Here is a 26,679-nt window from a genome sequence, read left to right as displayed (position 1 = left end):
TTGGACTTCGACAACGGCACCGAATTCCTCAATAAGGCGGTCATCAAGTGGGCCGCGGACATGGAGATCTTCTTCACCCGCTCACGACCCTACAAGAAGAACGACCAGGCCACCATCGAGTCCAAAAACAACCACCTCGTGCGTCGCTACGGGTTCTACTACCGCTACGACACCGACGAAGAACGCGCCGTGCTCAACCGGCTGTGGCACCTGGTCAACGACCGGCTCAACTACCTGACCCCCACCATCAAACCCATCAGCTACGGCTGCAGCCGCGACGGTCACCGCCGCCGGCTCTACGACAAGCCCCAGACCCCTGGACCGGCTGCTGGCCGCCGGAGTCCTCTCAGCGGCCCAACAAACAGAGCTGCTCACCTACCGCAACAGCCTCAACCCCGCCGCGATCGCCCACCAGATCGCCGACCTGCAAGCCGCCCTGCTCAGACTCGCCAAAGACAAGACCGAACAGCTCTACCTCGCCGCCATACCCGCCGCTCTACCCGCCCTCAAAGCCGGCATCCGCATCAAAAGCAAGACCACCACCTGACCCCGATTTCGCGGGCATTCCTTACGTGATGCATGAACCAGGTTTCGCAGGCATCTTGACTCGATGCATCACGCTCGACTGGTTGCGTCGCGTGGCCGTGCGGCCGGGGGCGTTGTAGCCTCACCGAACGTGAGTCCCACTCCGCGGCGGCGTGCGACTCTGGCGTCGTTGGCAGCCGAACTCAAGGTGTCGCGCAGCACCATCTCGAATGCCTTCAACCGGCCGGACCAGCTCTCCGCCGAACTGCGTGAACGGGTGCTGGCCACGGCCAAGCGGATGGGCTATCCGGGGCCTGATCCGGTGGCCCGCTCGTTGCGGACTCGAAAAGCGGGCGCCGTCGGTTTGGTGATGGCCGAGCCGCTGACCTACTTCTTCAGCGACCCCGCGGCACGCGACTTCGTAACCGGTGTGGCGCAATCCTGCGAGGAGCTGGGGCAGGGGCTGTTGTTGGTGGCCGTCGGTGCCAGCTGGAGCCTCGAGGATGGCACCGCGGCAGTGCTCAATGCCGGGGTGGACGGCTTCGTCGTGTACTCGGTTCGCGACGACGATCCCTACCTGCAGGTGGTTCTGCAGCGCCGGCTACCGGTGGTGGTGGTCGACCAGCCCAAGGAGCTGGCCGGGGTGTCCCGGGTGGGCATCGACGACCGGGCGGCGATGCGCAAGATCGCCGATTACGTGCTGGGCTTGGGGCATCGTCAGATCGGGCTGTTGACCATGCGCCTGGGCCGGGACCGGCGCGAAGATCTGGTCGATGCCGAGCGGCTCAAGTCGCCGACTTTCGATGTGCAGCGTGAGCGCATCACGGGCGTGTGGGAGGCGATGACCGCCGCCGGTGTCGATCCGGAATCGCTGACCGTTGTGGAAAGCTACGAGCACCTGCCGACCTCGGGTGGTGACGCGGCCAAGGTGGCGCTGGAAGCCAACCCGCGGATCACAGCCTTGATTTGCACGGCGGACATCTTGGCCTTATCGGCTATGGATTACCTGCGCGGGCACGGCATTTATGTTCCGGGGCAGATGACCGTGACCGGGTTCGACGGCGTGCCCGAAGCGATCAGCCGGGGATTGACGACGGTGTCGCAGCAGAGCCTGCAAAAGGGCCGCCGCGCCGGGGAGCTGCTGCAGAACCCGCCGCGATCCGGTCTGCCGGTCGTCGAGCTGCTCGATACCGAGCTGATCCGGGGCCGCACCGCGGGCCCACCGGCTTGACCGGTGTTAGGCGGTCGCCTGCTGATCGCCGATCAGCAGCCGTACCGCCAAATCCAGCCGCTTGCTGACGTCGGTCGCCGAGGCGCGCCGGGTCAGCCACGCGAGCAGATTCGAGAGCCACACGTCGGAAATCACCCGGGCGATGTGGTACTGGTCCTCGGTGGGCTCGCCGTCGGCCATCGCCCGGGCAAACATGCTGTCGATGAGCTTTTCCACCTGGTCGACCTCGGTGGCCGCAGATGCGTCGGCGAACACGTAGGCGCGTGTCATCGCCTCGGTGAGCAGCGGATTGCGCTGCATCGCCCGGTTGAGTTTTCCGACCATGAAGTTGAGCCGCTGAAACGGCGTGCCGCCGGTCATCGCCGACCGGTCCGTCTTGGCGTCGATGCGGCTGAACTCGCGGCCCAGCGCCGACACCAGCAGATGAACCTTCGACGGGAAGTACCGGTACAGCGTGCCGACCGCGACGTCGGCCCGGTCGGCCACGGCACGCATCTGCACGGCCTCGTAGCCGCCCTTCGAGGCGATGGCCATGGTGGCGTCCAGGATGCGCTTGCGGCGCTCCCGCTGTGCCTCCGAGCCCAGCTCTGATTCAGCCAGTACTGCCACCTTCACGACCTCACGAGGTTGTGCGTCGGCAGTACGGCCAGTGTTGGTGTTCGCTGGCGACATCTGGCGGGCAACTCCTCTCCCGGGCGGATCGCTGCAAAAAGATACGCATATTGTGCGTAAATTTCTCACCTCCGCGTAGCCGGGACAACGACGTGTACTGGCCTAATGGCCACCAACTTGACGTTGGTCGTCTGCACTATTAGAACACGTTCTAGTAAGTATGAACGGTTCTCGGACATGTTCGAGCAATGTGAAATTGATGACGCGGAGGACTGCAGGTGGTAGCGATTGTCTCCGACCAACAGTTGGCGGCGCGCGAGTTGGTGCGCGACTGGGCCCGAACTGCGGCCGCGGGGGAGATTCCGACCGCCGCGAGCCGTGAAATTGAGCGGGGAAACGCCGACGCTTGGCGCCCGGTGTTCACCGGCCTGGCCGAACTGGGTCTGTTCGGCGTTGCGGTTCCTGAGGACCACGGCGGTGCCGGCGGCACCATCGAGGACCTGTGCGCCATGATCGAGGAAGCGGCCAAGGCGCTGGTGCCGGGGCCGGTGGCCGGCACCGCCGTGGCCACCGCGGTGCTGGCCGAGGCCGGCGCCGAACCCCAGTTGCTGGCCGCACTGGCGTTGGGCGACCGGTTCGCCGGGCTGGCGCTCGAGGGTGAGCTGCAGTTCGACCAGAACACCTCCCTCGCCTCGGGTAGCGCCCCGCTGGTACTGGGCGCTATCGCCGGCGGCGTGGTGCTGCTGCCGGCCGGGGCGAGTTGGCTGCTCGTCGACACCACCGCCGAGGGTGTGGCGGTGGAGCCATTGGCGGCCACGGACTTTTCCCGGCCGCTGGCCCGGGTGGTGCTGGCCGCGGCGCCGGCGCTGTCGCTGGGCGAGTTGGGGCAGCGGGTCGAGGATCTGACCGCGACCGTGCTGGCGGCCGAGGCGGCCGGGGTCACCCGGTGGGCGTTGGAAACCGCGGTGGCCTACGCCAAGGTGCGCGAGCAGTTCGGCAAGCCGATCGGTAGCTTCCAGGCCATCAAGCACCTCTGCGCCGAGATGCTCTGCCGGGCCGAGCAGGCCGACGTGGCCGCCGCCGACGCGGCCCGGGCGGCCGCGGAGTCCGATGACCAACAATTCGCACTCGCGGCGGCGCTGGCCGCCAGCATCGGCATTTCGGCCGCGAAGGCCAATGCCAAAGACTGCATTCAGGTGCTCGGCGGTATCGGCTGCACCTGGGAGCACGACGCTCATCTGTATCTGCGCCGGGCCCACAGCATCGGCCGATTCCTCGGCGGCGCCGAGCGCTGGCTGCGCCGCGTCGCCGCGTTGACCCAGGCGGGTGTGCGTCGTCGCCTCGACATCGACCTTTCCGAGGTGGTCGACCTGCGTCCCGAGATCGCCGCGGCCGTCGCAGACGTTGCCGCGCTGCCCGAGCAGAAGCGTCAGGTCGCCCTGGCCGAAGCCGGCCTGCTGGCACCGCATTGGCCGGCGCCCTACGGGCGCGGCGCATCCCCGGCCGAGCAATTGCTGATCGACCAGGAGCTGGCGGCGGCCGGCGTGGTGCGGCCGGATCTGGTGATCGGGTGGTGGGCGGCGCCCACCATCCTCGAACACGGCACGCCCGAACAGATCGCGCGCTTTGTACCGAGCACCCTGCGTGGTGACTTCCTTTGGTGTCAGCTGTTTTCCGAGCCGGGTGCCGGTTCGGACCTGGCGTCGCTGCGCACCAAGGCGGTCCGCGGTGACGGCGGCTGGCTGCTGACCGGACAGAAGGTATGGACCTCCGCGGCGCACAAAGCCCGGTGGGGCGTGTGCCTGGCCCGGACCGACCCGGACGCCCCGAAACACAAGGGCATCACCTACTTCCTGCTGGACATGATCGCGCCGGGGATCGAGATCCGGCCGCTGCGTGAGATCACCGGCGACTCGTTGTTCAACGAGGTCTTTCTGGAGAACGTGTTCATTCCCGACGAGATGGTGGTCGGAGCGGTCAACGACGGCTGGCGGCTGGCCCGCACCACACTGGCCAACGAGCGGGTCGCGATGGCCACCGGGACGGCGCTGGGCAACCCGATGGAAGAGCTGCTCGAGGTGCTGGCCGAGCTGGAACTCGACACCGGCCAGCAGGATCGGCTGGCCAGGTTGATCGTTGCCACCCAAACCGGTGCACTGCTCGATCAGCGCATCGCCCAACTGGTCATGGGCGGGCGGGATCCGGGAGCGCAATCCAGCGTGCGCAAGCTGATCGGAGTGCGTTATCGCCAGGCGCTGGCCGAATACATGATGGATGTGTCCGCCGGCGGCGGTCTGGTGGCGAACCGTGCCGTGTTCGATTTCCTCAACACCCGGTGTCTCACGATTGCCGGTGGCACCGAACAGATCCTGCTGACCGTGGCGGCCGAACGGCTGCTGGGTCTGCCGCGCTAGCTGCCGCCGGGAGCGCTAGGAGAAGTTGGTCTGCGCGCAGGTGCTGGGGGAGGTGAGGTTGACCCCGGGGTAGACCACCTGCATGTGCGTGCACACGTAGACATTCACGTTGGTCATCGGCTGGCCGGTTTCCCAGCTGGCGGAGTCGATCACGCCGGTCGTCTGGTACTTGTCGGGTGGGCCCTCGCCGAAGTAGACGGTGGTGATCACGTCGGAGCCGGCCTGCTTCATCACCCGTTCGAACTGGCTGGTGGCATGCGCGTCTAGGTAAGCCAATCGATTCGACGACCTGATCTCGGTGGTTTGACGTGCCCACAACCCGGGCGGAAACCCCGTCGGGCCTTCTGGGGTGCGCAGGTTTGCTCCGGCGACGAAGTCGCAGCTGCCGTTGGGGTGGCAGTCGACGAACGAGTGCGTCTCGAGTTGGGTGGTCTCATCGACCGGGAACAGGGTGGTGGCGGTATTGCTGGCCGCGGCCGAGGTGGGACTGGGCAAGAAGGTGAGCATCAGCGCGGGAATCGCCAGGCCTGTCATCAGCCGCCTCATCGTGCGTCCTCTCGTCGACCCGTCTGGGTGAACTTAACGCCGCGACTATTCGTCGTAGGTCACTTCCACCGAATCAGATTCCGGGTGAGATTGACAGGCCAAAATCAGTCCATCGTCGAGATCCTGCTGCTCGAGCACGTCGTTGACTTCCATGTTCACCTTGCCGCTGCGCAGGGTGGCCGCGCAGGCGCCGCAGTGCCCTTCCCGGCACGAGAACGGTGCGTCCAAACCGGCGGCCAGCAGCACGTCGAGCAGCTTGGCGCTGCGCGGCCAGGACACGGTGTGGGTTTGTCCGTCCAGTTCCACCACCGCCGTGGCCGGTGGTTCGGCCGCGGAGTCCTCGACCGTCACCGCCGCGAACGGATCCGACTCCAGCGACTTGAACACCTCGATATGCACTTGCCCGGCAGGCACATCCAGGGTCTGCAGGGCGACGCGCGCGGCCTCCATGAACGGGCCGGGGCCGCAGATGAAGGCGGTTCGGCCGGTGAAGGGCGCGGCCAGCTGTGCCAGTGCGGTCGCGCTGGGCAGTCCCTGCAGCGACTCGAGCCAATGCACCACCGTGAGCCGGTCCGGATACTTGGCCGACAGCTCGCGCAGTGCGTCGGCGAATATCACCGAGCGTTCGTCGCGGTTGGCGTAGAGCAGCGTCACCTGCCCGCTGCCCTCGGCCAGCGCCGACTTGCAGATCGACATGATCGGGGTGATCCCGCTTCCCGCCGCCAGCAGCAGAAAGTCGTCATCGAGCGTCTTGGGTACGAAGTTGCCCGACGGCGCCAGCACATGGATGCGCATCCCCTGATGGGCGTTGTCGCACAGCCAGTTGGACGCATAACCGTCGGCGGTGCGCTTGACCGTCACGGTCAGCGCGTCATCGGTAAACGGCGAGCTGCACAGCGAGTAGCAACGCGCCACCGAACCGGTGCGCTCGCTGGGAACCCGAAGCGTCAGAAACTGGCCGGGCGCGTAGCGTAGGCGCTCCGGTGGGATCCGAGGGTCATCGGAACCGTCCGGAACGGCGAACACCAGCGACCGGGCGTCGCCGGTTTCGGCGACGACCCCGGCGATCTGCAGTTCCAGGACATGGCTGCCAAGTGGCTCGTCAGGAATTGCGTCGGTCAATAGCCGCCCTCTCCTTGGTCTCGACTAGAACATGTTATAGAAAACTCGATTCACATCGCTAGCAGGTGCAGGAATACTCTGCTCGACACAAATCGGAACGTGTTCTAGTCTTCCTCTAGGTTCCATGCCCGGCTGTTCCGTGGGTCCGCATCGGCCGCGGTGCCCAGTCCGCACTCGCAGGAGGCAAAGGTAAGTGACGACGATTCAACAGCGCGATGCGCAGTCGGTGCTGGCTGCCATCGATGATCTGCTCCCGCAGCTTCGGGAGCGGGCTCAAGCGACTGAGGATCTGCGCAGGCTGCCGGACGAGACCGTCCAGGCACTCGAAGATGTCGGCTTCTTCACCCTGCTGCAACCCGAGCAGTGGGGCGGCCTGCAGTGCGATCCCACGCTGTTCTACGAGGCGACGCGGCGGCTGGCGAGCGCGTGCGGTTCCACCGGCTGGGTGAGCTCGATCATCGGCGTGCACAACTGGCATCTGGCACTGTTTGATCAGCTTGCCCAGGAAGAGGTCTGGGGCAGTGACCCCAAGACGCGGATCTCCTCGTCCTATGCGCCGATGGGCGCGGGCGTCGTGGTCGACGGCGGCTACCTGGTCAACGGCTCATGGAACTGGTCATCCGGCTGTGATCACGCGACGTGGTGTTTCGCGGGTGGTCCGGTGATCAAGGACGGCCGCACGGTCGACTTCGGTAGCTTCCTGATTCCCCGTACCGAGTACCGCATCGACGATGTCTGGCATGTGGTCGGTCTGCGAGGCACCGGCAGCAACACCGTGGTGGTCAAAGATGTTTTCGTGCCACGGCACCGGTTCCTGTCTTACAAGGCGATGAACGACCACACCGCGGGCGGGCTGCAGACCAACACCGCACCCGTCTACAAAATGCCATGGGGCACAATGCACCCCACCACGATCACGGCCCCCATCGTCGGGATGGCCTACGGCGCGTACGACGCGCACGTCGAGCACCAGGGCAAGCGCGTGCGTGCCGCATTCGCCGGCGAGAAGGCCAAAGATGATCCGTTCGCAAAGGTCCGCATCGCCGAAGCGGCCAGCGACATCGACGCCGCCTGGCGACAGCTGATGGGCAACGTCGGTGACGAGTACGCGTTGTTGTCCGCCGGCAAAGAGATTCCCTTCGACCTTCGGACGCGGGCGCGTCGTGATCAGGTGCGCGCCACCGGCCGGTCGATCGCCTCGATTGACCGGTTGTTTGAGGCCTCCGGTGCCACCGCCCTGGCCAATGACGCTCCTATTCAGCGGTTCTGGCGCGACGCGCACGCCGGCCGGGTGCATGCGGCCAACGACCCCGAGCGTGCGTACGTGATATTCGGGAACAACGAATTTGGGTTGCCGGCCGGCGACACCATGGTCTGATGACAGTGACCCAGTCCAAGACTGCAGAGCACACATTCGAATCCACCTCGCGCTATGCCGAGGTCGACGTCGACGGACCGCTGAAGCTGCACTATCACGAAGCGGGCGCCGGCAACGATCAGACCGTGGTGCTGTTGCACGGCGGCGGACCCGGGGCGTCGAGCTGGTCGAACTTCGCCCGCAATATCGAGGTGCTGGCCCAGCAGTTCCACGTGCTGGCCGTCGACCAGCCCGGATACGGTCACTCCGACAAGCGGGCCGAGCACGGCCAGTTCAATCATTATGCGGCTAGGGCGCTCAAGGAATTGTTCGACCAATTGGGGCTGGGATGCGTTCCGTTGGTGGGCAATTCGCTGGGCGGCGGCACCGCGGTGCGCTTTGCGCTCGACTACCCGGACCGGGCCGGACGTTTGATGTTGATGGGCCCGGGCGGGCTGAGCATCAACCTGTTTGCGCCTGACCCGACCGAAGGGGTGAAACGACTGGGGAAGTTCTCGGTCGCACCCACCCGGGAGAACCTCGAGGCGTTCCTGCGGGTCATGGTCTACGACCAGAAGCTGATCACCCCCGAGCTGGTGGACCAGCGTTTTGAACTGGCCCGCACACCTGAGTCGCTGGCCGCCACGCGGGCAATGGGAAAGTCCTTCGCCGCAGCGGATTTCGAGCTCGGCATGATGTGGCGCGAAGTTTACAAGCTGCGTCAGCCGGTACTGCTGATCTGGGGTCGTGAGGATCGGGTGAATCCGCTCGACGGAGCGCTGGTGGCGCTGAAAACGATCCCGCGCGCCCAACTGCACGTCTTCGGGCAGTGCGGACATTGGGCGCAGGTGGAGAAGTTTGACGAGTTCAACCGGTTGACCATTGATTTCTTAGGAGGTGCGAGATGAGCATCCGTTCGCTGGGCTATCTGCGCATCGAAGCCACCGATATGGCTGTCTGGCGCGAGTACGGGCTCAAGGTGCTCGGCATGGTCGAGGGAAAAGGCAGTACCGAGGGTGCGCTGTATCTGCGCATGGATGACTTTCCGGCCCGGCTGGTGATCGTGCCCGGCACCCAGGACCGGTTAGCCGAGGCCGGCTGGGAATGTGCGGATGCCCAAGGGCTGCAGGAAATCCGGAATCGGCTCGACGTGGAAGGCACGCCCTACAAGGAAGCTACCGCCGCCGAACTGGCGGACCGCCGCGTCGACGAGATGATCTTGTTCTCCGACCCATCGGGAAACCCGCTGGCGGTGTTCCACGGCGCCGCGCTGGAGCACCGGCGGGTGGTGAGCCCGTATGGGCACAAGTTTGTCACCGGTGAGCAGGGGCTGGGGCACGTCGTGCTGACCACCCGCGACGACGCCGAGGCGCTGCACTTCTATCGGGATGTGCTGGGCTTCAAGCTGCGTGACTCGATGCGGATGCCGCCGCAGGTGGTTGGCCGTCCCGCTGACGGAGCGCCGGCCTGGTTGCGCTTCTTCGGCTGCAATCCCCGCCACCATTCGCTGGCTTTCCTGCCGCTACCGACGCCCAGCGGCATCGTGCATTTGATGGTCGAGGTGCAGAATTCCGACGACGTGGGTCTGTGCCTGGACCGCGCGTTGCGTCGCAAAGTACCCATGTCGGCCACCCTGGGCCGGCATGTCAACGACCTGATGCTGTCGTTCTACATGAAGACGCCCGGCGGGTTCGATGTTGAATTCGGTTGTGAGGGAAGACAGGTCGATGACCACGATTGGATCGCCCGGGAAAGTACAGCGGTCAGTCTGTGGGGCCATGACTTCACGGTCGGCGCTCGCGGCTAGCTCGGACGACAATGGCGGCTGACCCGATCGACCCGCGCACATTTCGCCACGTGCTCGGACAGTTCTGCACCGGGATCACCATCATCACCACGGTGCAAGACGACGTGCCGAGTGGGTTTGCCTGTCAGTCTTTTGCGGCGCTGTCGCTGGACCCGCCGCTGGTCTTGTTCTGTCCGACCAAGGTGTCGCGTTCCTGGAAAGCCATCGAGGCCAGCGGCCGGTTCTGCGTGAACGTGCTCACCGAGAAACAAAAGTCCGTGTCGGCGCGGTTCGGGTCCAAGGAGCCCGACAAGTTCGCCGGTATCGATTGGCGCCCTTCTGAACTCGGTTCGCCGATCATTGATGGGTCGCTGGCCTACATCGATTGCACGGTGGCCTCGGTGCATGACGGCGGAGATCACTTCGTGGTCTTCGGCGCGGTTCATTCGCTATCGGAAGTGCCCAAGATCAAGCCTCGGCCGCTGCTGTTCTACCGGGGCGACTACACGGGCATCGAACCGGACAAGACCACGCCCGCTCAGTGGCGTGACGACCTGGAAGCGTTTTTGACCGCAACGACCCAGGACACCTGGCTCTAGCGGGCTGCCTCCCTCTTCCCGCGAACGCAACGCCACGGCGAAAATCAAGGGGAAAATTTCGCCGTGGCGCTACGCCCGCCTTCGTTTACCGGCTGCTACCGGTGTCCACGGCGTCGCTTTGCGAAGCGGTCTGCGATGATTGCTCCCCGGCTTCTGGGGCCAGGTCCTCGGCGCGTTGCCACTGCTCGTCTAGGGCGTGTCTGCTTAATGTGAATGGTGTTTTGGCTGATGCTGTTTGGGTGATGCGGACGCATGCGATTTCTGATGATTTGTGGTCGCTGATCGTGGCGGTGTTGCCTGCGGGGCGGCGGCGTGGCCGGCCGTGGAACGATCATCGACGTACTCTGGAGGGCATTATCTGGCGTTACCGTACGGGATCTCCGTGGTGTGACCTGCCCGAGCACTTCGGTCCCTGGCAATCGGTGGCCGAGAGGCATCTACGCTGGTCGGTCGATGGCATCTACGCGCGGATCTTCGCGGCGATCGCCTCTGACCTCGACGCCGAGGACGCTGACCTGGGCGCACTGTTGTCGGTCGATTCGACCAGTGTGCGCGCCCACCGACACGCAGCCGGAGCGCGCTCCGGGCGCCGCACAGGGGGATCTGTCGAATTACAAGAAATATCTCGATGAGCCCGATGACCACGCCATTGGGCGTTCCCGCGGCGGGCTGACTACCAAGATCCACGCCTTGACCGACCAGCTGTGCAGTCCGGTCACCCTGGCACTGTCGGCCGGTCAAGCCGGTGATAATCCGATGCTTTGGCCATTGCTGGCCGCCCGGTGCAGCAACTCATACGCCCCGTTTCGCCTGCTGGCGGACAAGGCGTACTCCCATGACTCGACGCGGGCACAGCTGCGCCGGCTCAAGATCGCCCATACCATCCCCGAGCGCAGCGACCAGATCACCCGCCGCAAAGCCAAAGGCCGCAACGGAGGACGGCCTCCGGGGTTCTCAGGCCGAATTTACAAGCACCGTAACACCGTCGAGCGAAGCTTCAACCGGCTCAAACACTGGCGCGCGGTCGCCACCTGCTACGACAAATACGCCCTGACCTACCTCGGCGGTGTCACCCTGGCCGCCATCATCACCTACCACCGCGTCCGCAATTAGCAGACAGGACCTAGTTGCGTCCAGGTCGCTTCGGCCTCGCTTTGGTGTTGGGCCGCGCGTTCCTGCAACCGCGCGGCTTCGGCGGCCTTCACCTCGGCCTCGGCTTGGGCGGCGCGCGCCTTGGCGGCGGTTTCGTCGGCGAGTGCCTGACGTCGTTCCAGTTGGGCGGCCTGAAGTCGGGCCTGCTCGCGAATCTCTTCGCCCTGCAGTTGCCGGCGGTGGCGCCGCGTCCTGCTGGCCACGACGATCAGGCCGCCGAGCACGACTATCGCTGCTATTACCCCGACGACGATCCAAATCATGCTGCTGTTCATGAGGGGCTCCGGTGCTAGTCGGTGGTGCTGTGGTCGTCTGTACCGGGTTCCCCGTATTTGACAGAAATCAAACAAGCGCGAATCGGCTGCATATCGCGGTTGTTCGGCACCGGAATAGCGATCGGCGCGAACGTGCGAGAGAGTAGGAGCCGTGCAGGTTCGGCGCTTCGGCGAACTCGAGACGGTCAGCATGGACCGCGTATGGGACCACGGCGGGGCCGTGACGGTACGCGGCGTCTTCGATGACCTGGCTCACGACCGCCAGATTGCCTACACCACGGTGATGTCCACCATGGACAATCTGCACCGCAAGGGCTGGTTGCAGCGCGAACGGGTGGGCAAGGCGTTCAGTTACTGGCCGACCATGACTCGCGAAGAGCATTCCGCCCGCCTGATGCACGATGCCTTCGACGCCGGCGGCGATTCGGACCTGGTCTTGGCGTTTTTTCTGAAACAGATGGATGAACACGATGCTGTGCGGGTTCGCGACGCGCTGCGCCGGATCATCGACGACCAGGAAGAGTCATGAACGCGGCTTTGCTCTTATTTGCGTACGCATCCGCCCTGATCTGGGTAGGGCCGGTGCTGCTGCGACGGGTTACCGGCACCGGGGTGCACCCGCGGCTGGCGGTGGCGTCATGGCTGAGCGCGGTGTTCGCCGCTATTGCCGCATGGGTGGGCGCTCTGGTGTTCCTCGGCGCGGCGGTATTGGACAGCATATGGCGCCACCGGGCCCTGGCCCTGTGCCTCAAAGAGCTGGGCCTGGCCGGCGAACTGGGCCTGCCGCGCGGGATCGCCTCGGCGCTTGCGGTGGGTGTGCTGTCGACCGGAGCGGTGGCCACCGTCATCTTGTGTTGGCGCATGGGCCGGCAGTTGCGGCGCCAGCGATCCGCCAGTCGGCTGCACGCGGCGACCGCCCGAACGATCGGAGGAGCCAGCGACTGGCCCGGCGTGGTTGTGGTCCCGGCGCCACAGCCCGCGGCCTACTGCGTGACCGGCCGTCCGAACTCGGTCATCGTGGTCACCAGCGGCGCGCTCGGCCGCCTCGATGAGCCGCAGCTGGCGGCCGTGCTGGCACACGAATGCGCGCACCTGGCCAGCCGCCACCACGACTTGCTCATGGCGCTGCGGGCGCTGGCGTCGAGCCTGCCTCGGCTACCACTGTTCGCCGCGGCAGCAAAGGTGGTGGCCGACCTTCTCGAGATGTGCGCCGACGACGTCGCGGTGCGCAGCCACGGCAAGATGGCGTTACTGCGCGGCCTGTTGGCGCTGACCGATGGGCCAGCCATGGCGCCGGCCGCATTGGGCGCGGCCAATACCGCCACGGTGGCTCGTGCCGAACGGCTGGCCAGCTCGGTGTCGCGCCGCAGTTGGTGGCAGGAGCGGTTGATGCTCTGGGCGACCATCGGTCTCGCGGTGGTTTCGCCGATGATCCTTGGACTGGCTTGTCGGCTATGATGTTGGGTCGGGCAGCGATTGCGCGGCGGGATTGCTGGCGCGTCGTCGCGCCAGGGTGTGCCAGCCCACGGCGACGGCGACAAGTGCTGCCGCGACGCCCACTAGCAGCCACGGGCTGAGCCCGTCGACCAGCCGAATCAAGCTGTCCTGCAGCGTGCTTGCGGCCTGGATCACCGGGTCGTCGATTTCGGCGCTGGTGAAATACAGCCGGATTTCGTAGTAGCCGTAGTAGGCGACGTAAAGGCCGGTGATGAGGACGATCACGCCCGCGATCCGGCCCACGAAAGGCAAGATGCGCCGAAACGCTGCGGTGGCAGATGAACCGGCCAGCGCAACGGTGAGCGCCGCTACGCCCACCGTCAGGGTCATTCCGACGGCATAGGCGACGAAGGCCAGCACCCCCGACAGTACGGAGCCCTGTTTGAAGGTGGTGCTGATCACCGCGAGAAACGGCGCAACGGTGCAAGATAGCGAGGCTACGGCGTAGCCCACGCCGTAGCCGTACATGGAACCGAGCCGAGTTGTCGGCGTACCCCCCATGCTCTTGGGCAAGATGATGCTGAGTTCCTTGCCGGCCAGTAGCCAGATGGCAAGACCGACAAGCAGCACCCCGATGACCACCGTCGCGAACGGCAGGTATCTCTGGGCCGAAGCTATGACCGGTGAAATCAGCAGTCCGAAAACACCGAACACCGTGAGGAAGCCGAGCGACATTCCCGCGGTGGCCACTCCGGCGCGCAGCACCGCTCGCGGTCGGGAGGTGCCTTGGCTGCCGGCGATCACCAAGCCCAGATAACCGGGGAGAAAGGCAAAGCCGCACGGATTGAGGGCGGCCACCAGCCCGGCGCCCAGGGCAAAGCTCAGGGCCGCGGTATTGATCATTTCCCGGTGAGCCCGTTGACCCGCTCGGTCAACTGGGCTTCGCTCAGTCCACCCTTGACCACCTCGACCTCGCCGTTGGCGGAGATGAACGCCCATGCCGGTTGCTGTGTGACACCGAAGTCGGACCACACCTGGCCGTCGCTGTCGGCAAGTTGGGTCACGTCGCCTAACTGGTATTTGTCGACGAAGGCCTGCATCGCGGAGGCTTCCTCGCGGGCGGCCACCCCGACGAATGTCGCCTCCGGGTTGGCGGCCGCGGCTTTAGCCACGATCGGTGCTTCCTGTTGGCACTTGGGGCACCACGGTGTCCAGAACCACAACACCGTGGCCTTTCCCGCCAGGCTCTCTCCCGAGAAGGGCTTCCCATCGATGGTTTTGGTGGTGAACTGCAGTTGGGCCGGGACATGCGCGGCCCGGTTGGCCACCGCGTTCGATGACGACGCGGGGGCGCCCGCTGGTGAGGCCGTTCCGGATGAACCGCATGCTGCGATGGTCAATGCGGCGGCGATGCCGGCGAGCGAGGCGATCAGGCGGCGGGGCATGGTGATTCCCTTCCCGTCGAGTTCGAGGGTTCGGTGACGATGGCCAACCAACTACTATCTACGTACGTAGATAGTAGTTGGTTCACCGGACGGCGCGAGACGCCGTCTGCCCGCTACCTCAAATGCCGGGAAATCCCGTCGTCGGGGGCGCCGCGGCGGCCAAAACCGTTTCGAGGTGTCCTTGGGGTGGCCGGGGCACCACTGGGATTCCGGCACCATCGCGCGAACCTGATCCACGTGCGCCCCGCAGCCCGACCAGGTCACCTTTCCGCAGGTTCGGCATTTGACTGGGCTACACATCAGCGGGCCGTCCCATCGAGAACCGGCGGCCCCTGGTAGGGCCGCTGCAAGACCGCGAATTCGGGGGTTTTTGCGGCGGTGAGCACCGCTTCGAGTAACCGCACGCCATCCGCACCGCTGGGCATCCGGGTGAGTACCGGTCCAAAAAAGCCTTGTCCGTCGACCGCGATGATCGGGCTGCCCGCGGTGCCGCCGACGGCAGCCTGGCTGGCCTGGTGTGCATGCCTGGCCTCGTCGTCGAGCCCGCTGTCGTCGAGGGTCTCGGACAGCGACTCGTCCAGGCCGGCCTCGGCGAGGGCTTCGCGGATGCCGCCTTGGGTGATCTCTTCGCGGCGAAGATGGATGCGGGTGCCGATCGAGTCATAGAGCCTGGCGAACGCGTCCGCTCCATACTTGGTCGTCACCGCGGCGAACAGCCGTCCCAGTTGCCGTGATCGCTGCATCATCTGCTGCTGCTTGGCGTCGAGGTCCTTGCCTTCGTTGAGAACGGCCAGGCTCATCTGGCGCAAGGTGACGCGGGTGTGCGTGCTTTGCGCGGCTTCGAGTAGCCAGCGCGAGGTGACCCACGCAAACGGACAAATCGGGTCGAGGTATAGCTCGACGTCGGCCACGGTTCCTCCTTCTCGCGACTGCTGCGGCGATGTCGCGGACGCTTCACCCTGGTTGGGTAGGGCGCTCCCGATAATACCCCCTTGGGTATTTCCTGTGGAAGTTCGCCGCTGGGCCGTCGCGCGGCGATTGGCGCGCCTAGCGCTATGGCGCTATGGCGCTAGATCTGACCGGATACCTCGACCGCATCAACTATCGCGGTGCAACCGACCCGACGCTGGACGTATTGCGGGATTTGGTGAGCGCACACACTGGCGCGATCGCGTTCGAGAACCTGGACCCGTTGATGGGAGTGCCGGTCGATGACCTAAGTCCCGAAGCTCTGGCCGACAAGCTGGTGGACCGCCGTCGCGGTGGCTACTGCTACGAACACAATGGGCTGATCGGTTATGTGTTAGCCGAACTCGGATATCGGGTAAGGCGGCTAGCCGGACGTGTGGTGTGGCTGGCCCCGCCGGATGCGCCGACTCCAGCGCAAACACACACCGTATTGGCGGTGACCTTCTCGGGCTGCCAAGGGCCGTACCTGGTCGATGTCGGCTTCGGTGGGATGACGCCGACCGCTCCGTTGCGGCTCGAAACCGGCACCGTTCAGCAAACAGCTCTGGAACCCTATCGCCTCGACGATCGTGGCGACGGGCTGGTCCTGCAGGCGATGGTCCGCGACGAGTGGCAGGCGCTCTATGAGTTCAGCACGCTGACGCGGCCGCAAGTCGACCTCAGGGTTGGCAGCTGGTTCGTCTCAACGCACCCAACGTCGCACTTTGTCACCGGGTTGATGGCCGCGACCGTCGCCGACGATGCCCGGTGGAACTGGATGGGCCGCAACTTGGCCATCCACCGACGCGGCGGGACCGAGAAGATCCTGTTGGAAGACGCTGCCGCGGTAGTCGACACGCTGGGCGACCGGTTCGGCATCAACGTTGCTGACGTCGGAGAACGCGGCCGGCTCGAGGCCCGCATCGACAAGGTCTGTTTTGGAGCCGAAAACCGGTGACGCCTCTGGCCGGTTAGCACTCCGGCAGCCAGGACTCGATCCTGCGCAGGGCCTCTCGGATGTCTTTGCTCGGTCCCGCGAATGACAGCCGGACGAACGAATTTCCGCCTGCGGTGTCGAAGTCAATACCAGGGGCGATGGCAACGCCGCTGTCGGCCAGCAACTTTGAGCAGAACTTGAGCGAGTCGTCGGTGAAGTCGGAGACATCGGCATAGACGTAGAACGCGCCGTCGGTGGGGGCCAGCCGGTCGATGCCGATGCGACGCAGCCCGTCGAGCAGCGTCGAGCGGTTGCTGGCGTAGTGGCGCAGATTGCCGTCGGCTTCCTTGGTTGCCTCGGGGGTGAACGCCGACACCGCGGCAACCTGGGACAGCACCGGTGGGCAGATGGTGAAATTGCCGGTCAGGCAATCCACGGCGCGACGCAGCTCGGTTGGTACCAGCAGCCAGCCCAGCCGCCAGCCCGTCATCGCGTAGTACTTGGAAAAGCTGTTTACTACCACCGCGTTTCGCGACGTCTGCCAGGCGCAGCTGGTCGGCGGCGCGCCCTCATAGACCAGGCCATGGTAGATCTCATCGCTGATCAGTCGGGCGCCCGAGGCGTCACACCACGACGCGATCGCGGCGAGTTCCTCCGGCGGAATGACAGTTCCGGTCGGATTGGCCGGACTGGCGACGATGACGCCCTGCACCGGCGGATCGATCTGGGCGAGCATGTCCGCGGTGGGTTGAAACCGGGTCTCGGGCCCGCACGGGATTTCCACGACTTCGCAGCCCAGCGCCGACAGGATGTTCCGGTAGCACGGATAGCCAGGACTGGCCAGCGCCACCCGGTCGCCCACATCGAAACACGCCAGGAAGGTGAGCAAGAAGCCACCGGAGGAGCCGGTGGTTATCACTACCGCCTCCGGTTCGACCGAGATTCCATGTTGGCGGTGGTAGTCCGCGGCGATTGCCGCACGCAACTCCGGAATACCCAGCGCTACCGTGTAACCGAGCTCGTTGAGGTGCAGGGCGGCGGCCGCGGCGGCACGTATCGGCTCTGGTGCGCCGACGCTGGGCTGGCCCGCCGAAAGGTTCACCAGATCGCCGTGGGTGCGTTGGCGTTCGGCGGCCGCCAGCCAGACGTCCATCACATAAAACGGTGGGATGCCCGCTCTACGGGCGATGTGGGTGTTCACGGCATTCATGGTATTGATGGCCCGGCTCCTAGTGCTTCCGATTCCAATCGGCGCAGCAGCTCTGGCGGTGAAGCAAGTAGGTGGTTGCTGCCGTGTGCTCGCTTGAAATACAGATGCATGTCGTGTTCCCAGGTGATCGCGATACCGCCGTGCAACTGTATGCCCTCGGCGGCCACCGCGCACAGCGCTTCACAGGCCGCTAGCCGCGCGGTGGCGGCGCTGGTGGGCGACGGCGCAGTGCAGGCCTCGGTGACCACGGCCCGAGCCGCGGCCACCTCGACGTACAGGTCGGCCATCCGGTGCTTGAGCGCCTGGAAGCTGCCGATCGGGCGGCCGAACTGCACCCGGCTCTTCGCGTACTCGACGGTTAGCTCCAAGCAGCGTTCGGCGGCGCCGATTTGTTCGGCCGCCAGCAGAATTGCCGCGGCATCTGCCAGGCCGGGGTCTTCACCCAGAAAAGCCGTCTCCTCGGCGCGCAGTTGGGCCAGTCTGCGGGTCGGATCCATGGTGGCCACCCGATGGGCGCTGAAACGGGTCCACCTGCTCATTTGTCCCTCGGTGCTGGCGACGACGACATCCGCAGTATCCCCGTTGAGCACGTAGTCGGGGTCGAGCACCAGTGCCCCGATCGAGCTGCCCTCGGCCAGCCCGGCCAGCGTCTTGGCATCGGGTTCGGCAGCGGCCAGCAGGGCCAACTCCGCGAGCGTCGTGCCGAGCAGGGGAGAAGGTACCAGTGCCCGACCCAGCTCCTGCAAAACTATTGCGGCATCGACCAGTTCGCCGCCCGCGCCGCCGAGTTCCTCGGGTATCACCAGGGACGCGGCGCCAACCTGCTCACACAGCAGCCGCCATAACTTCTCGTCGTAGCCTCGTTCGGACTCCATTGCGCTGCGAACCGCCGCGGGGCTTGCGTGTTTGTTCACCAAGGCGGCGACGGTTTCCCGCAGCATCTCGCGCTCTTCGGTCATCGCCGCCGCTCCTTCTCATCGCTGCGCTCTGCATCGTCGCCGGCGGGGGTCATAGCGCCTCGAGCACCCGCCGCCGGTGTACTTCTGGTGTACCCCACGCCGAACGCAACGCCTGCACTCGCAGCAGCCACAGCGACAGGTCGTGTTCCTGGGTAAACCCGATAGCACCGTGGGTCTGCAACGCGCTGCGAGCCGCCAGCAGGGCCGCGTCGCCAGCGGCGACCTTGGCGGCGCTGACATCGCGGGGTTGCAGCGACAATGCCGCGCCGTGTACCAGCGGACGGGCCAGCTCGATCGCGATATGGACATCGGCAAGCTTGTGCTTGATCGCTTGGTAGGAGCCGATCACCCGGCCGAACTGGGTGCGCTGCTTGGCATAGTCGACGGTGGCGTCCAACAAGGCTTCGGCGGCACCGATCAGCTGGGCCGCGGTGGCAAGCGCCCCGAACTCATAGGCGCGCTTGACATCTGCCTGCCACGCAGCACCAGTGGCCGTCACGTCGTAACTGCGGCGGCTGGGGTCGATGGACTCGTGGCAGTCCGCCACCGCCGCTTCGCTGACACCGCTTTCGCCAGCCACCAGCACCAGGCCCGCGGTATCGGCATCGACGGCTCGGGGTGCGTGCGGCGGCAGTGCGACGGTGGCGATCAACTCACCGCAGGCCAAACCGGCGCTGCGGTCATCGTTGGCGAGCAATACGGGTGCCACCGCAATCGACTCCGCCACCGGTCCTGGCACACACCAGCGGCCCAGGCGCTCGAGCGCGACCACCAGGTCGATCGGGTGGGCGCCCAGGCCGTCGAACTTCTCCGACACGGTCAGCGCGGTGACGCCAAGGTTGGCCAACTGCTCCCACACCTTGTGGCCGGGCGCGACGTCACCGGCGGACCACGCCCGAACTGCCGCGGGCAGATCGGCGGCCGCGAGGGCCGCGTCGATGCTGGCCGCGAAGTCGCGCTGCTGTTCGTCTAGTGCAAATTCCACGGATCACTTCTTCTCTCGTGGCAGGCCCAGCAGCCGCTCCGAAATGATATTGCGCTGGATTTCATTGGTACCGGCATAAATTGGACCACCAAGGGCAAAGAGCAGACCTTCGGTCCACGGGCTGACCAACTCGGCGTCGGCGCCGCGGATGTCGAGCGCGGTCTGATGGATATCCACGTCCAGGTCGGACCAGAACACCTTGGTGACCGACGATTCGGCGCCCAACTCACCGCCGGCCGCCAGCCTGGTCACGGTGCCGAAGGTCTGCAGCCGATAGGCCTGCGCCTTGATCCAGGCATCGGCCACTCGGTTGGCGAACTCGGGGGGCGAGCCGGCGTCCTTCCACAGCTGAACAAGCTTCTGGGCAGCCGCCATGAAGCGAGCCGGACTGCGCAGCGACATGCCTCGCTCGTTGCTCGACGTGCTCATCGCCGCGCGCCAACCGTCATTGGGTGCACCGATGACGTCCTGGTCGGGCACGAACACGTCATCGAGGAAGATTTCACCAAAGCCGGTGTCGCCGCTGAGTTGGACGATCGGGCGAACGGTAATCCCCTTGGACTTCAGGTCGAACATGAAGTACGTCAGCCCACGATGACGCTGTGCTGACGGGTCGGAGCGGAACAACCCGAATCCCATGTCGGCGAATGGTGCGCGCGAGCTCCAGATCTTCTGGCCGTTGAGTAGCCAGCCTCCGTCGGTCTTGGTGGCAGTGGATCGCAGTGACGCCAGATCGCTGCCGGATTCGGGCTCCGACCAGGCTTGTGCCCAGATCTGTTCGCCACTGGCCATTTTGAGCAGGATGCGATCTAGCTGCTCGGCGGTACCGTGCGCGAACAGGGTGGGGGCCAGCATCGAGGTACCGTTGGCGCTGGCCCGGCCCGGTGCTCCGGCGCGGAAGTACTCCTCTTCGAAGATCACCCAGTGCAGCAGGGGCGCGTCGCGGCCGCCGTACTGTTTCGGCCAGGTGATCACCGACAGGCCCGCGTCGAAGAGCACTCGGTCCCAAACTCGATGCTGGGCGAAGTCTTGCGCATTGTCGTATGACTTGGTCGGCATGACCTCGGCGTTGGCCGCCAGGAACTCGCGCACTTCGCCCTGGAAAGCCAGGGTCTCTTCGTCAAGATCCAAATCCATTTAGGCCAGCTCTCGCAGTTGCGGTTTGACTACTTTGCCGCCCGCGTTGCGGGGCAACGTATCGACGAAGCGAACCGAGCGCGGTGCCTTGAAGTTCGCCAAATGTTCACGGGTGTAATCGATCACCGATTTCTCATCGAGATTGAAGCCGGGTCGGGCGACGATGAACGCCCGGCCCACTTCGCCCAGTCGGTGGTCCGGAATCCCGATCACCGCGACGTCGGCGACACCGTCGAGCCGGGCCAGTACCTGCTCGACCTCGGCGGGATAGACGTTGAACCCGCCGCAGATGTACATGTCCTTGAGCCGGTCGGTGATCCGCAGGTTGCCCGCCTCGTCGAGGACTCCGATATCTCCGGTGTGTAACCAGCCGTCGGCGTCGATCGCGGCGGCGGTGGCCAGCGGGTCGTCGAGATAGCCGAGCATGACGTTGGGGCCCCGCAGCAGCACTTCCCCGGTGTCGGGGCCAATCCGCAATTCGAAGTCCGCGAAGGGCCGCCCGCAGGTGGTGGCGACCGTCAGCGCATCGTCGTCGGCTCGGCACATGGTTCCCATGCCGTTTGCCTCGGTCAGGCCGTAAGCGGTCAGCACGATGTCGATATCGAGTTCTGACTGCATGCGTTCCACCAGCACGACGGGTACGGTGGCCGCTCCGGTCACCGCGAATCGCAGCGAACTCAGGTCGTAGTCGTCGCGCGCGGGGTGGTCGAGCAGGGTCTGATAGATGGTCGGCGGGCCGGGCAGCACGGTGATGCGGTGTCGTTCGATCGCCTGCAGGGTGCGCAGTGGATCAAACGTCAAATGCGGGAACAAAGTTGCGCCGGTTTGTAGGCAGGCCAGGATGCCGGCCTTGTAGCCGAAGTTGTGGAAGAACGGGTTGATGCACAGGTAACGGTCGTCGGCCGTGATCTTTCCGTTGGCTGCCCAAGACGCCGAGGCCGATAGCGACTGCCGGTGCGCGCACAGGACGCCCTTGCTCCGCCCGGTGGTGCCGGAGGTGAAGAGAATGTCGCTGACGTCGTCGGGGCTGACCGCGGCGGCGCGGGCGGCCACCGCGCCGGTGTCGGTGCCGGTCTCGATGAACTCGTCCCAAGTGCCGTCGGGTTCTTCGATCGGTATCGGCACGATGTGCCGCAGTGCGGGCAACGCTTTGCGGTCAAGGCCGGCCACCCGGTCGCTGCCGAGGAAGTGTCCCATCGTGAACAGCACGGGCGCCTCGGTCCGGGCCAGGATGTCGGCGGCCTCGTCGGCGGTGTAGCGGGTGTTGAGCGGGACCATCGCCGCGCCGACGTGGTGGATCGCCAGGCAAGCCACCACCCAGTGCCAGGTGTTGGGCGACCAGACGCCCACCCGAGCCGCAGGCTTGACGCCCAGCTCGATCAGCGCGGCCGCCGCTCGATAAACCTCGTCATGCAGCTCGGAAACCGTGAAGCTGCGCTCGTCGGTAACCAGTGCATCGTGGTTGGGTAACCGGCGCACGAGCCGATCTAGCGCCGTGGGCACGGTGCGGGGATCGCTGGTCATCGACGCTCCTCCTCACGCGGCGACCGCCGGGGCTAACAAAGCAAGTGCTTGGTAGGTTAGCCTACAGGGCATGCAGGACGTCGAGGAGTTTCGGGCGGAGGTCCGCGGCTGGCTCGCGGCCAATCTGGTCGGAGAATTCGCAACGCTCAAGGGGCTCGGCGGGCCGGGACGTGAACATGAGGCTTTCGAGGAACGCCGGGCCTGGAACCAGCATCTGGCCGCGGCCGGGCTGACCTGCCTGGGGTGGCCGGTCGAGCATGGCGGCCGGGGGCTCTCGACCGCCCACCGCGTGGCTTTCTACGAGGAATACGCGCGCGCGGATGCGCCGGACAAGGTCAACCACTTCGGTGAAGAGCTGCTCGGGCCAATGCTGATCGCCTTCGGGACACCCGAACAACAGCAGCGCTTCCTGCCGCGCATCCTCGATGTCACCGAGCTGTGGTGCCAGGGGTATTCCGAGCCCGGCGCCGGTAGTGACTTGGCCAATGTGGCGACCACCGCCGAACTCGACGGTGATCAATGGGTAATCAACGGCCAGAAGGTATGGACATCGCTGGCTCATCTTTCGCAGTGGTGCTTCGTGGTCGCGCGAACCGAGAAGGGCTCCAAACGCCATGCCGGGCTGTCGTATCTGCTGGTCCCGCTGGATCAACCCGGCGTGCAGATCCGGCCGATCGTCCAGATCACCGGTACCGCGGAGTTCAATGAGGTGTTCTTCGACGACGCCCGCACCGATGCTGACTTGGTGGTCGGCGCACCGGGTGACGGCTGGCGCGTCGCGATGGGCACGCTGACCTTCGAGCGGGGTGTCTCGACGCTGGGGCAGCAGATCGTCTATGCCCGTGAGCTTTCCGATCTGGCCGCTCTCGCGCGGCGCACCGGCGCCGCCGACGATCCGTTCATCCGGGAACGCCTGACCCGGGCGTGGACCGGACTACGGGCAATGCGTTCGTATGCCCTGGCCACCATGGATGTTGAGCAGCCCGGCCAGGACAACGTTTCGAAGTTGCTGTGGGCCAACTGGCATCGCAGTCTCGGCGAACTGGCGATGGATGTGATCGGCAAGCCGGGCTTGACGCTGGCCGACGGCGAGTTCGATGAATGGCAGCGGCTGTTCTTGTTCACCCGCGCTGACACGATCTACGGCGGATCCAACGAGATTCAGCGCAACATCATTGCCGAGCGGGTGCTCGGCCTGCCCCGGGAGGCCAAGGGATGAGCTTGTCTGAAGCGCCGAAAGAAATTGCCGGACATGGCCTTTTGGTTGACAAGGTCGTGGTGGTGACCGCGGCGGCCGGCACCGGCATCGGTTCGGCGACGGCGCGCCGTGCCCTGGCCGAAGGCGCCGACGTGGTGATTTCCGACCACCACGAGCGACGGCTCGGCGAAACCGCCGCCGAACTGTCCGCGCTGGGACTGGGCCGGGTCGAAAGCGTGCTGTGCGACGTGAGTTCCACCGCACAGGTCGACGCGCTGATCGACTCGACCACCGCCGGCATGGGCCGCCTTGACGTGTTGGTCAACAACGCCGGGTTGGGCGGGCAGACCCCGGTGGCCGATATGACCGACGACGAGTGGGATCGCGTCCTGGACGTGACGCTCACATCGGTGTTCCGGGCCACTCGAGCCGCACTTCGCTACTTCCGTGAGGCGCCGCATGGTGGAGTGATCGTCAACAACGCCAGCGTGCTGGGTTGGCGGGCGCAGCACTCGCAGTCGCACTACGCTGCGGCCAAGGCCGGCGTCATGGCGTTAACTCGCTGTAGCGCAATAGAAGCCGCGGACTATGGCGTGCGGATCAATGCGGTGTCACCTAGCATCGCCCGGCACAAGTTCCTGGACAAGACCACCTCTGCCGAGCTGCTCGACCGGCTGTCCGCCGGTGAGGCGTTCGGACGCGCCGCCGAACCGTGGGAAGTGGCGGCCACCATCGCGTTTCTGGCCAGCGAGTACTCGAGCTATCTGACCGGAGAGGTGATTTCGGTCTCCAGTCAGCACCCCTGATCGGGTTGTCGCGACCGCATCACTGGTAAATGTGTTGCCGAAGTCCGATCCTGGGCGCCGGACGACCGAATCGGTTACCCCGCTAGCTGTTTCAGCAGTTCTTCCAGGCTGAACACGCCCGACATATTGCTGCCCGTGTTGAACAACCCCGTGAGGTTGCCGCCAATCCCGGGGAGGCTGTCCGCGACGCCGGTATTCCCGATGCCGGAGATGATGCCGTTTACGGTGCCGCCGCTGGCCTGGTTGAACATGCCCGAGATGTCGCCGGCAAACGTTCCGGTGGCAGTGTTTAAGAAGCCCGAGACATTGCTCCCGGTATTGTTGAAGCCCGAGTTCGTGTCGCCGGTGTCGGCGGTGGAACCGATGTCGGTGTTCACGTCGCCCGAATTCCACAAACCGGTATTCGTGTGGCCGGAATTGCCGGATCCCGTATTGACGTCGCCCGAATTCAGGAAGCCCGTGTTGGTGCTGCCCGCGTTGCCGAAGCCGGTGTTGCCACTGGCCGAGTTGAAGAAGCCGGTGTTGAGGACACCCGAGTTCCCGACGCCGAAGTTGCCGATGTCGGAGTTGCCGAAACCGACGTTGCCGGTGCCCGAGTTCCCGACGCCGAAGTTGCCGAAGGCGCTAGTGGACGAGAGGCCCGCATTGAAGACGCCGAAGTTTCCATTACCGGAGTTGAAGAAGCCGATATTTTTCGTACCCGAGTTGCCGATTCCGAAATTCCCGTTGCCCGAGTTCAGTCCATTGAACGTGAACTGACCGGTTCTCGAGTCGTAGTAGGCATTCCCGAAGCCGACCAGATTGTCGCCGGTAAGTCCAAAGCCCAGGTTCCCGTCACCGCTGTTGCCGGCGCCAACGTTGAGGTCGCCGCGGTTACCGATGCCGAAGTTGCCGCTGCCCCAGTTGCCCAAGCCGAAGTTGATGCCCGGATTAGAGCTGGTGAGAGGGTTGCCGGTGTTTCCGAAACCGATGTTTTCGTTGCCGAGGTTGCCGCTGCCCCAGTTGCCGCTGCCCAGGTTCCCATCGCCGATGTTGCTGCTGCCGACGTTGCCGCCGCCGAAGTTGGAGCTGCCGGTGTTTCCGTTGCCGATGTTGGTGCTGCCGGTGTTTCCGTTGCCGATGTTCCCGGTGCCGCCCTTGTTGCCGAGCCCTATGTTCGGCAGCGCCTGCAACAACTGTTGGAAGGGATTCAAACTTGCCGCCGCCGCCGCCGCCGACACGCCGGAGTGGTAGCCGGTCATCGCGGCCACGTCTGCGGCCCACATCTCTTCGTACTGTGACTCGGCTGCCATGATCGCCGGCGCATTGAACCCGAAGAAGTTGGACCGCACCAACTGCACAAACACGTTGCGGTTGGCGGCCACGGCCAGCGGATGGATCATCGCCATCCGCGCCGCCTCGAATGCGCTGGCTACCGCCTGGGCTTGGCCGGCCGCTCCGGCGGCCCGCGCCGTCGCCGCACTCAGCCACCCCGCGTAGGGGCTGGCCGCGGCCGTCATAGCCGCCGATGCCGCGCCTTGCCAAGCCTGTCCGGCCAGGCCGGAGGTCACAGTGGAAAACGAATCCGCCGCGGCGCCCAACTCCTCGGCGAGGCCCTTCCAGGCCGCCGACGCCTGCAGCATCGGCGTAGAACCCGCACCGTTGAACATTCGCAGCGAATTGATCTCCGGGGGCAACATCGGAAAACTGACCATGGCTGACCTCCTGCCAGTGGCCTCGCCGCCCCCCGATGCGGCCAGTGCCGAAATCGAATTGGAGTGTTCCGGCGCAGATGCTACGACGGTGGTCAGGCGGGGATAGTGCGTTTTACTGATATTGAGGTCTTTAGTCACATTGGCCGAGCAAGCGCTTGGTTGATACGCTGATCGGGTGGAACGAGTGACCGGTCAGGCTAACAGCCGCCGAGGAGAGTTATTGGGGCTCGCCGCGGTGATGTTCGCCGAGCGCGGTCTGCGCGCCACCACTGTCCGTGACATCGCCGACGGAGCCGGCATCCTGTCCGGCAGCCTCTATCACCATTTCGCCTCCAAAGAGGAAATGGTCGACGAGCTGTTGCGCGAGTTTCTGGACTGGCTCTTCGCTCGCTATCTCGAGATCGTCGATGGCGAACCCAACCCGCTGGAGCGGCTCAAGGGCCTATTCTTGGCGTCGTTCGAGGCCATCGAACATCGGCACGCTCAAGTGGTCATCTACCAGGACGAGGCCCAACGGCTGTCTTCACAGCCCCGGTTTTCCTACCTGGAGGACCGCAACAAAGAGCAGCGCAAAATGTGGGTCGACGTGCTCAATCAGGGCATCGAGGAGGGCTACTTCCGGCCCGACCTCGACGTGGACCTGGTCTACCGGTTCATCCGCGACACCACCTGGGTGTCGGTGCGCTGGTACAAACCTGGCGGAGCGCTGACCGCGCAGCAGGTTGGGCAGAAGTATCTCGCCATTGTGCTGGGCGGGATCCAAAAAGAAGGAGTCTGAAA

General features: G+C 65.3%; 26 protein-coding genes and 1 pseudogene. 14 read left to right on the top strand and 13 right to left on the bottom strand.

Translation table 11 applies throughout. The features are described from left to right. Positions 1-576, top strand: coding sequence for a hypothetical protein (locus G6N41_RS27785; protein WP_231608534.1), 576 nt, complete (start codon positions 1-3; stop codon positions 574-576). 100 nt (positions 577-676) lie between these two features. Continuing rightward, on the top strand, positions 677-1,756 hold the full coding sequence (locus G6N41_RS02430; RefSeq protein ID WP_198966500.1) for a LacI family DNA-binding transcriptional regulator: 1,080 nt from the start codon (positions 677-679) through the stop codon (positions 1,754-1,756). Between the two features lie 6 nt (positions 1,757-1,762). Here the strand turns inward: G6N41_RS02430 and kstR are convergent, their stop codons facing one another. Continuing rightward, positions 1,763-2,365, bottom strand: coding sequence for a cholesterol catabolism transcriptional regulator KstR (gene kstR / locus G6N41_RS02425; RefSeq protein ID WP_198966499.1), 603 nt, complete (start codon positions 2,363-2,365; stop codon positions 1,763-1,765). 281 nt (positions 2,366-2,646) lie between these two features. Between kstR and G6N41_RS02420 the strand changes: the two genes are divergently transcribed. Beyond that, positions 2,647-4,782: an acyl-CoA dehydrogenase gene (locus G6N41_RS02420; RefSeq protein WP_198966498.1), complete on the top strand. Its 2,136-nt coding sequence runs from the start codon at positions 2,647-2,649 to the stop codon at positions 4,780-4,782. A gap of 15 nt (positions 4,783-4,797) precedes the next feature. Here the strand turns inward: G6N41_RS02420 and G6N41_RS02415 are convergent, their stop codons facing one another. Beyond that, positions 4,798-5,328, bottom strand: a complete 531-nt coding sequence (locus G6N41_RS02415; RefSeq protein ID WP_012396590.1) for a hypothetical protein — start codon at positions 5,326-5,328, stop codon at positions 4,798-4,800. 45 nt (positions 5,329-5,373) lie between these two features. Next, the gene (locus tag G6N41_RS02410) at positions 5,374-6,450 is read right to left on the bottom strand and encodes a ferredoxin--NADP reductase (RefSeq protein ID WP_198966497.1); all 1,077 of its coding nucleotides are present in this window, start codon (positions 6,448-6,450) and stop codon (positions 5,374-5,376) included. 193 nt (positions 6,451-6,643) lie between these two features. On the opposite strand from G6N41_RS02410, the gene hsaA reads away from it, so the two are divergent. From hsaA to G6N41_RS02385, 5 genes and pseudogenes are all read left to right on the top strand, one after another. Further along, positions 6,644-7,828: a 3-hydroxy-9,10-secoandrosta-1,3,5(10)-triene-9,17-dione monooxygenase oxygenase subunit gene (gene hsaA, locus G6N41_RS02405; RefSeq protein ID WP_198966496.1), complete on the top strand. Its 1,185-nt coding sequence runs from the start codon at positions 6,644-6,646 to the stop codon at positions 7,826-7,828. Next, entirely contained in the window at positions 7,828-8,715 is an 888-nt protein-coding gene (gene hsaD, locus G6N41_RS02400) for a 4,5:9,10-diseco-3-hydroxy-5,9,17-trioxoandrosta-1(10),2-diene-4-oate hydrolase (RefSeq protein WP_198966495.1), read from the top strand. The genes hsaA and hsaD overlap by 1 nt, the downstream gene beginning before the upstream one ends. Further along, positions 8,712-9,614, top strand: coding sequence for an iron-dependent extradiol dioxygenase HsaC (gene hsaC / locus G6N41_RS02395; RefSeq protein WP_198966494.1), 903 nt, complete (start codon positions 8,712-8,714; stop codon positions 9,612-9,614). Before hsaD ends, hsaC begins: the two co-directional genes overlap by 4 nt. 11 nt (positions 9,615-9,625) lie before the next feature. Further along, positions 9,626-10,192, top strand: coding sequence for a 3-hydroxy-9,10-secoandrosta-1,3,5(10)-triene-9,17-dione monooxygenase reductase subunit (gene hsaB, locus G6N41_RS02390; RefSeq protein WP_020730829.1), 567 nt, complete (start codon positions 9,626-9,628; stop codon positions 10,190-10,192). A 239-nt stretch (positions 10,193-10,431) separates the two neighbouring features. Then, a pseudogene (locus G6N41_RS02385) lies at positions 10,432-11,305 on the top strand (IS5 family transposase). Here the strand turns inward: G6N41_RS02385 and G6N41_RS02380 are convergent. Then, positions 11,302-11,607, bottom strand: coding sequence for a hypothetical protein (locus G6N41_RS02380; protein ID WP_231608789.1), 306 nt, complete (start codon positions 11,605-11,607; stop codon positions 11,302-11,304). The pseudogene G6N41_RS02385 and the gene G6N41_RS02380 overlap by 4 nt on opposite strands. Before the next feature lie 163 nt (positions 11,608-11,770). Between G6N41_RS02380 and G6N41_RS02375 the strand changes: the two genes are divergently transcribed. Then, complete coding sequence (locus G6N41_RS02375; RefSeq protein ID WP_198966493.1) at positions 11,771-12,148, top strand: BlaI/MecI/CopY family transcriptional regulator; 378 nt, start codon at positions 11,771-11,773, stop codon at positions 12,146-12,148. Then, positions 12,145-13,077: a M56 family metallopeptidase gene (locus tag G6N41_RS02370; protein WP_198966492.1), complete on the top strand. Its 933-nt coding sequence runs from the start codon at positions 12,145-12,147 to the stop codon at positions 13,075-13,077. The genes G6N41_RS02375 and G6N41_RS02370 overlap by 4 nt, the downstream gene beginning before the upstream one ends. Here the strand turns inward: G6N41_RS02370 and G6N41_RS02365 are convergent. The 3 genes from G6N41_RS02365 to G6N41_RS02355 all read right to left on the bottom strand — a co-directional run bounded on the left by G6N41_RS02365 (position 13,072) and on the right by G6N41_RS02355 (position 15,412). Next, positions 13,072-13,959: a cytochrome c biogenesis CcdA family protein gene (locus G6N41_RS02365; RefSeq protein ID WP_198966491.1), complete on the bottom strand. Its 888-nt coding sequence runs from the start codon at positions 13,957-13,959 to the stop codon at positions 13,072-13,074. The genes G6N41_RS02370 and G6N41_RS02365 overlap by 6 nt on opposite strands. Then, positions 13,956-14,501 carry a redoxin domain-containing protein gene (locus G6N41_RS02360; protein ID WP_198966490.1) on the bottom strand — a complete coding sequence of 182 codons (546 nt, stop codon included), beginning with the start codon at positions 14,499-14,501 and terminating at the stop codon, positions 13,956-13,958. Before G6N41_RS02360 ends, G6N41_RS02365 begins: the two co-directional genes overlap by 4 nt. A gap of 299 nt (positions 14,502-14,800) precedes the next feature. Next, positions 14,801-15,412: a mycothiol-dependent nitroreductase Rv2466c family protein gene (locus G6N41_RS02355; RefSeq protein ID WP_198966489.1), complete on the bottom strand. Its 612-nt coding sequence runs from the start codon at positions 15,410-15,412 to the stop codon at positions 14,801-14,803. A 152-nt stretch (positions 15,413-15,564) separates the two neighbouring features. On the opposite strand from G6N41_RS02355, the gene G6N41_RS02350 reads away from it, so the two are divergent. Continuing rightward, positions 15,565-16,407: an arylamine N-acetyltransferase family protein gene (locus G6N41_RS02350; RefSeq protein WP_198966488.1), complete on the top strand. Its 843-nt coding sequence runs from the start codon at positions 15,565-15,567 to the stop codon at positions 16,405-16,407. 13 nt (positions 16,408-16,420) lie between these two features. Here the strand turns inward: G6N41_RS02350 and G6N41_RS02345 are convergent, their stop codons facing one another. Genes G6N41_RS02345 through fadD3 form a run of 5 tightly spaced genes read right to left on the bottom strand, consistent with a single transcriptional unit; the run spans position 16,421 to position 22,201 of the window. Then, a complete protein-coding gene (locus G6N41_RS02345; protein ID WP_407663717.1) occupies positions 16,421-17,596 on the bottom strand; it encodes a pyridoxal phosphate-dependent aminotransferase in 1,176 nt (391 codons plus the stop codon). Further along, entirely contained in the window at positions 17,593-18,555 is a 963-nt protein-coding gene (gene ipdE2, locus G6N41_RS02340) for an acyl-CoA dehydrogenase IpdE2 (RefSeq protein WP_198966487.1), read from the bottom strand. Before ipdE2 ends, G6N41_RS02345 begins: the two co-directional genes overlap by 4 nt. 49 nt (positions 18,556-18,604) lie before the next feature. Further along, positions 18,605-19,540, bottom strand: a complete 936-nt coding sequence (locus G6N41_RS02335; protein ID WP_198966486.1) for an acyl-CoA dehydrogenase family protein — start codon at positions 19,538-19,540, stop codon at positions 18,605-18,607. A 3-nt stretch (positions 19,541-19,543) separates the two neighbouring features. After that, a complete protein-coding gene (locus tag G6N41_RS02330; RefSeq protein ID WP_198966485.1) occupies positions 19,544-20,677 on the bottom strand; it encodes an acyl-CoA dehydrogenase family protein in 1,134 nt (377 codons plus the stop codon). Next, entirely contained in the window at positions 20,678-22,201 is a 1,524-nt protein-coding gene (gene fadD3, locus G6N41_RS02325; protein WP_198966484.1) for a 3-((3aS,4S,7aS)-7a-methyl-1,5-dioxo-octahydro-1H-inden-4-yl)propanoate--CoA ligase FadD3, read from the bottom strand. It lies immediately after the preceding gene. 70 nt (positions 22,202-22,271) lie between these two features. Between fadD3 and ipdE1 the strand changes: the two genes are divergently transcribed. Further along, a complete protein-coding gene (gene ipdE1, locus G6N41_RS02320; RefSeq protein ID WP_198966483.1) occupies positions 22,272-23,420 on the top strand; it encodes an acyl-CoA dehydrogenase IpdE1 in 1,149 nt (382 codons plus the stop codon). After that, a complete protein-coding gene (gene ipdF / locus G6N41_RS02315) occupies positions 23,417-24,205 on the top strand; it encodes a (5R,7aS)-5-hydroxy-7a-methyl-1-oxo-2,3,5,6,7,7a-hexahydro-1H-indene-carboxyl-CoA reductase (protein WP_198966482.1) in 789 nt (262 codons plus the stop codon). The genes ipdE1 and ipdF overlap by 4 nt, the downstream gene beginning before the upstream one ends. Before the next feature lie 74 nt (positions 24,206-24,279). Here the strand turns inward: ipdF and G6N41_RS02310 are convergent, their stop codons facing one another. Then, positions 24,280-25,899 carry a PPE family protein gene (locus tag G6N41_RS02310; protein WP_198966481.1) on the bottom strand — a complete coding sequence of 540 codons (1,620 nt, stop codon included), beginning with the start codon at positions 25,897-25,899 and terminating at the stop codon, positions 24,280-24,282. A 175-nt stretch (positions 25,900-26,074) separates the two neighbouring features. Between G6N41_RS02310 and kstR2 the strand changes: the two genes are divergently transcribed. Further along, positions 26,075-26,677: a TetR family transcriptional regulator KstR2 gene (gene kstR2 / locus G6N41_RS02305; RefSeq protein WP_198966480.1), complete on the top strand. Its 603-nt coding sequence runs from the start codon at positions 26,075-26,077 to the stop codon at positions 26,675-26,677. The last annotated feature ends 2 nt before the right edge of the window (positions 26,678-26,679 follow it).

The sequence above is a fragment of the Mycobacterium shottsii genome, assembly GCF_010728525.1.
Classification (GTDB): Bacteria; Actinomycetota; Actinomycetes; order Mycobacteriales; family Mycobacteriaceae; genus Mycobacterium; species Mycobacterium marinum.
The sequence above is the reverse complement of the archived record's forward strand: the minus strand, read 5'-3'. Positions and strand labels throughout refer to the sequence as shown.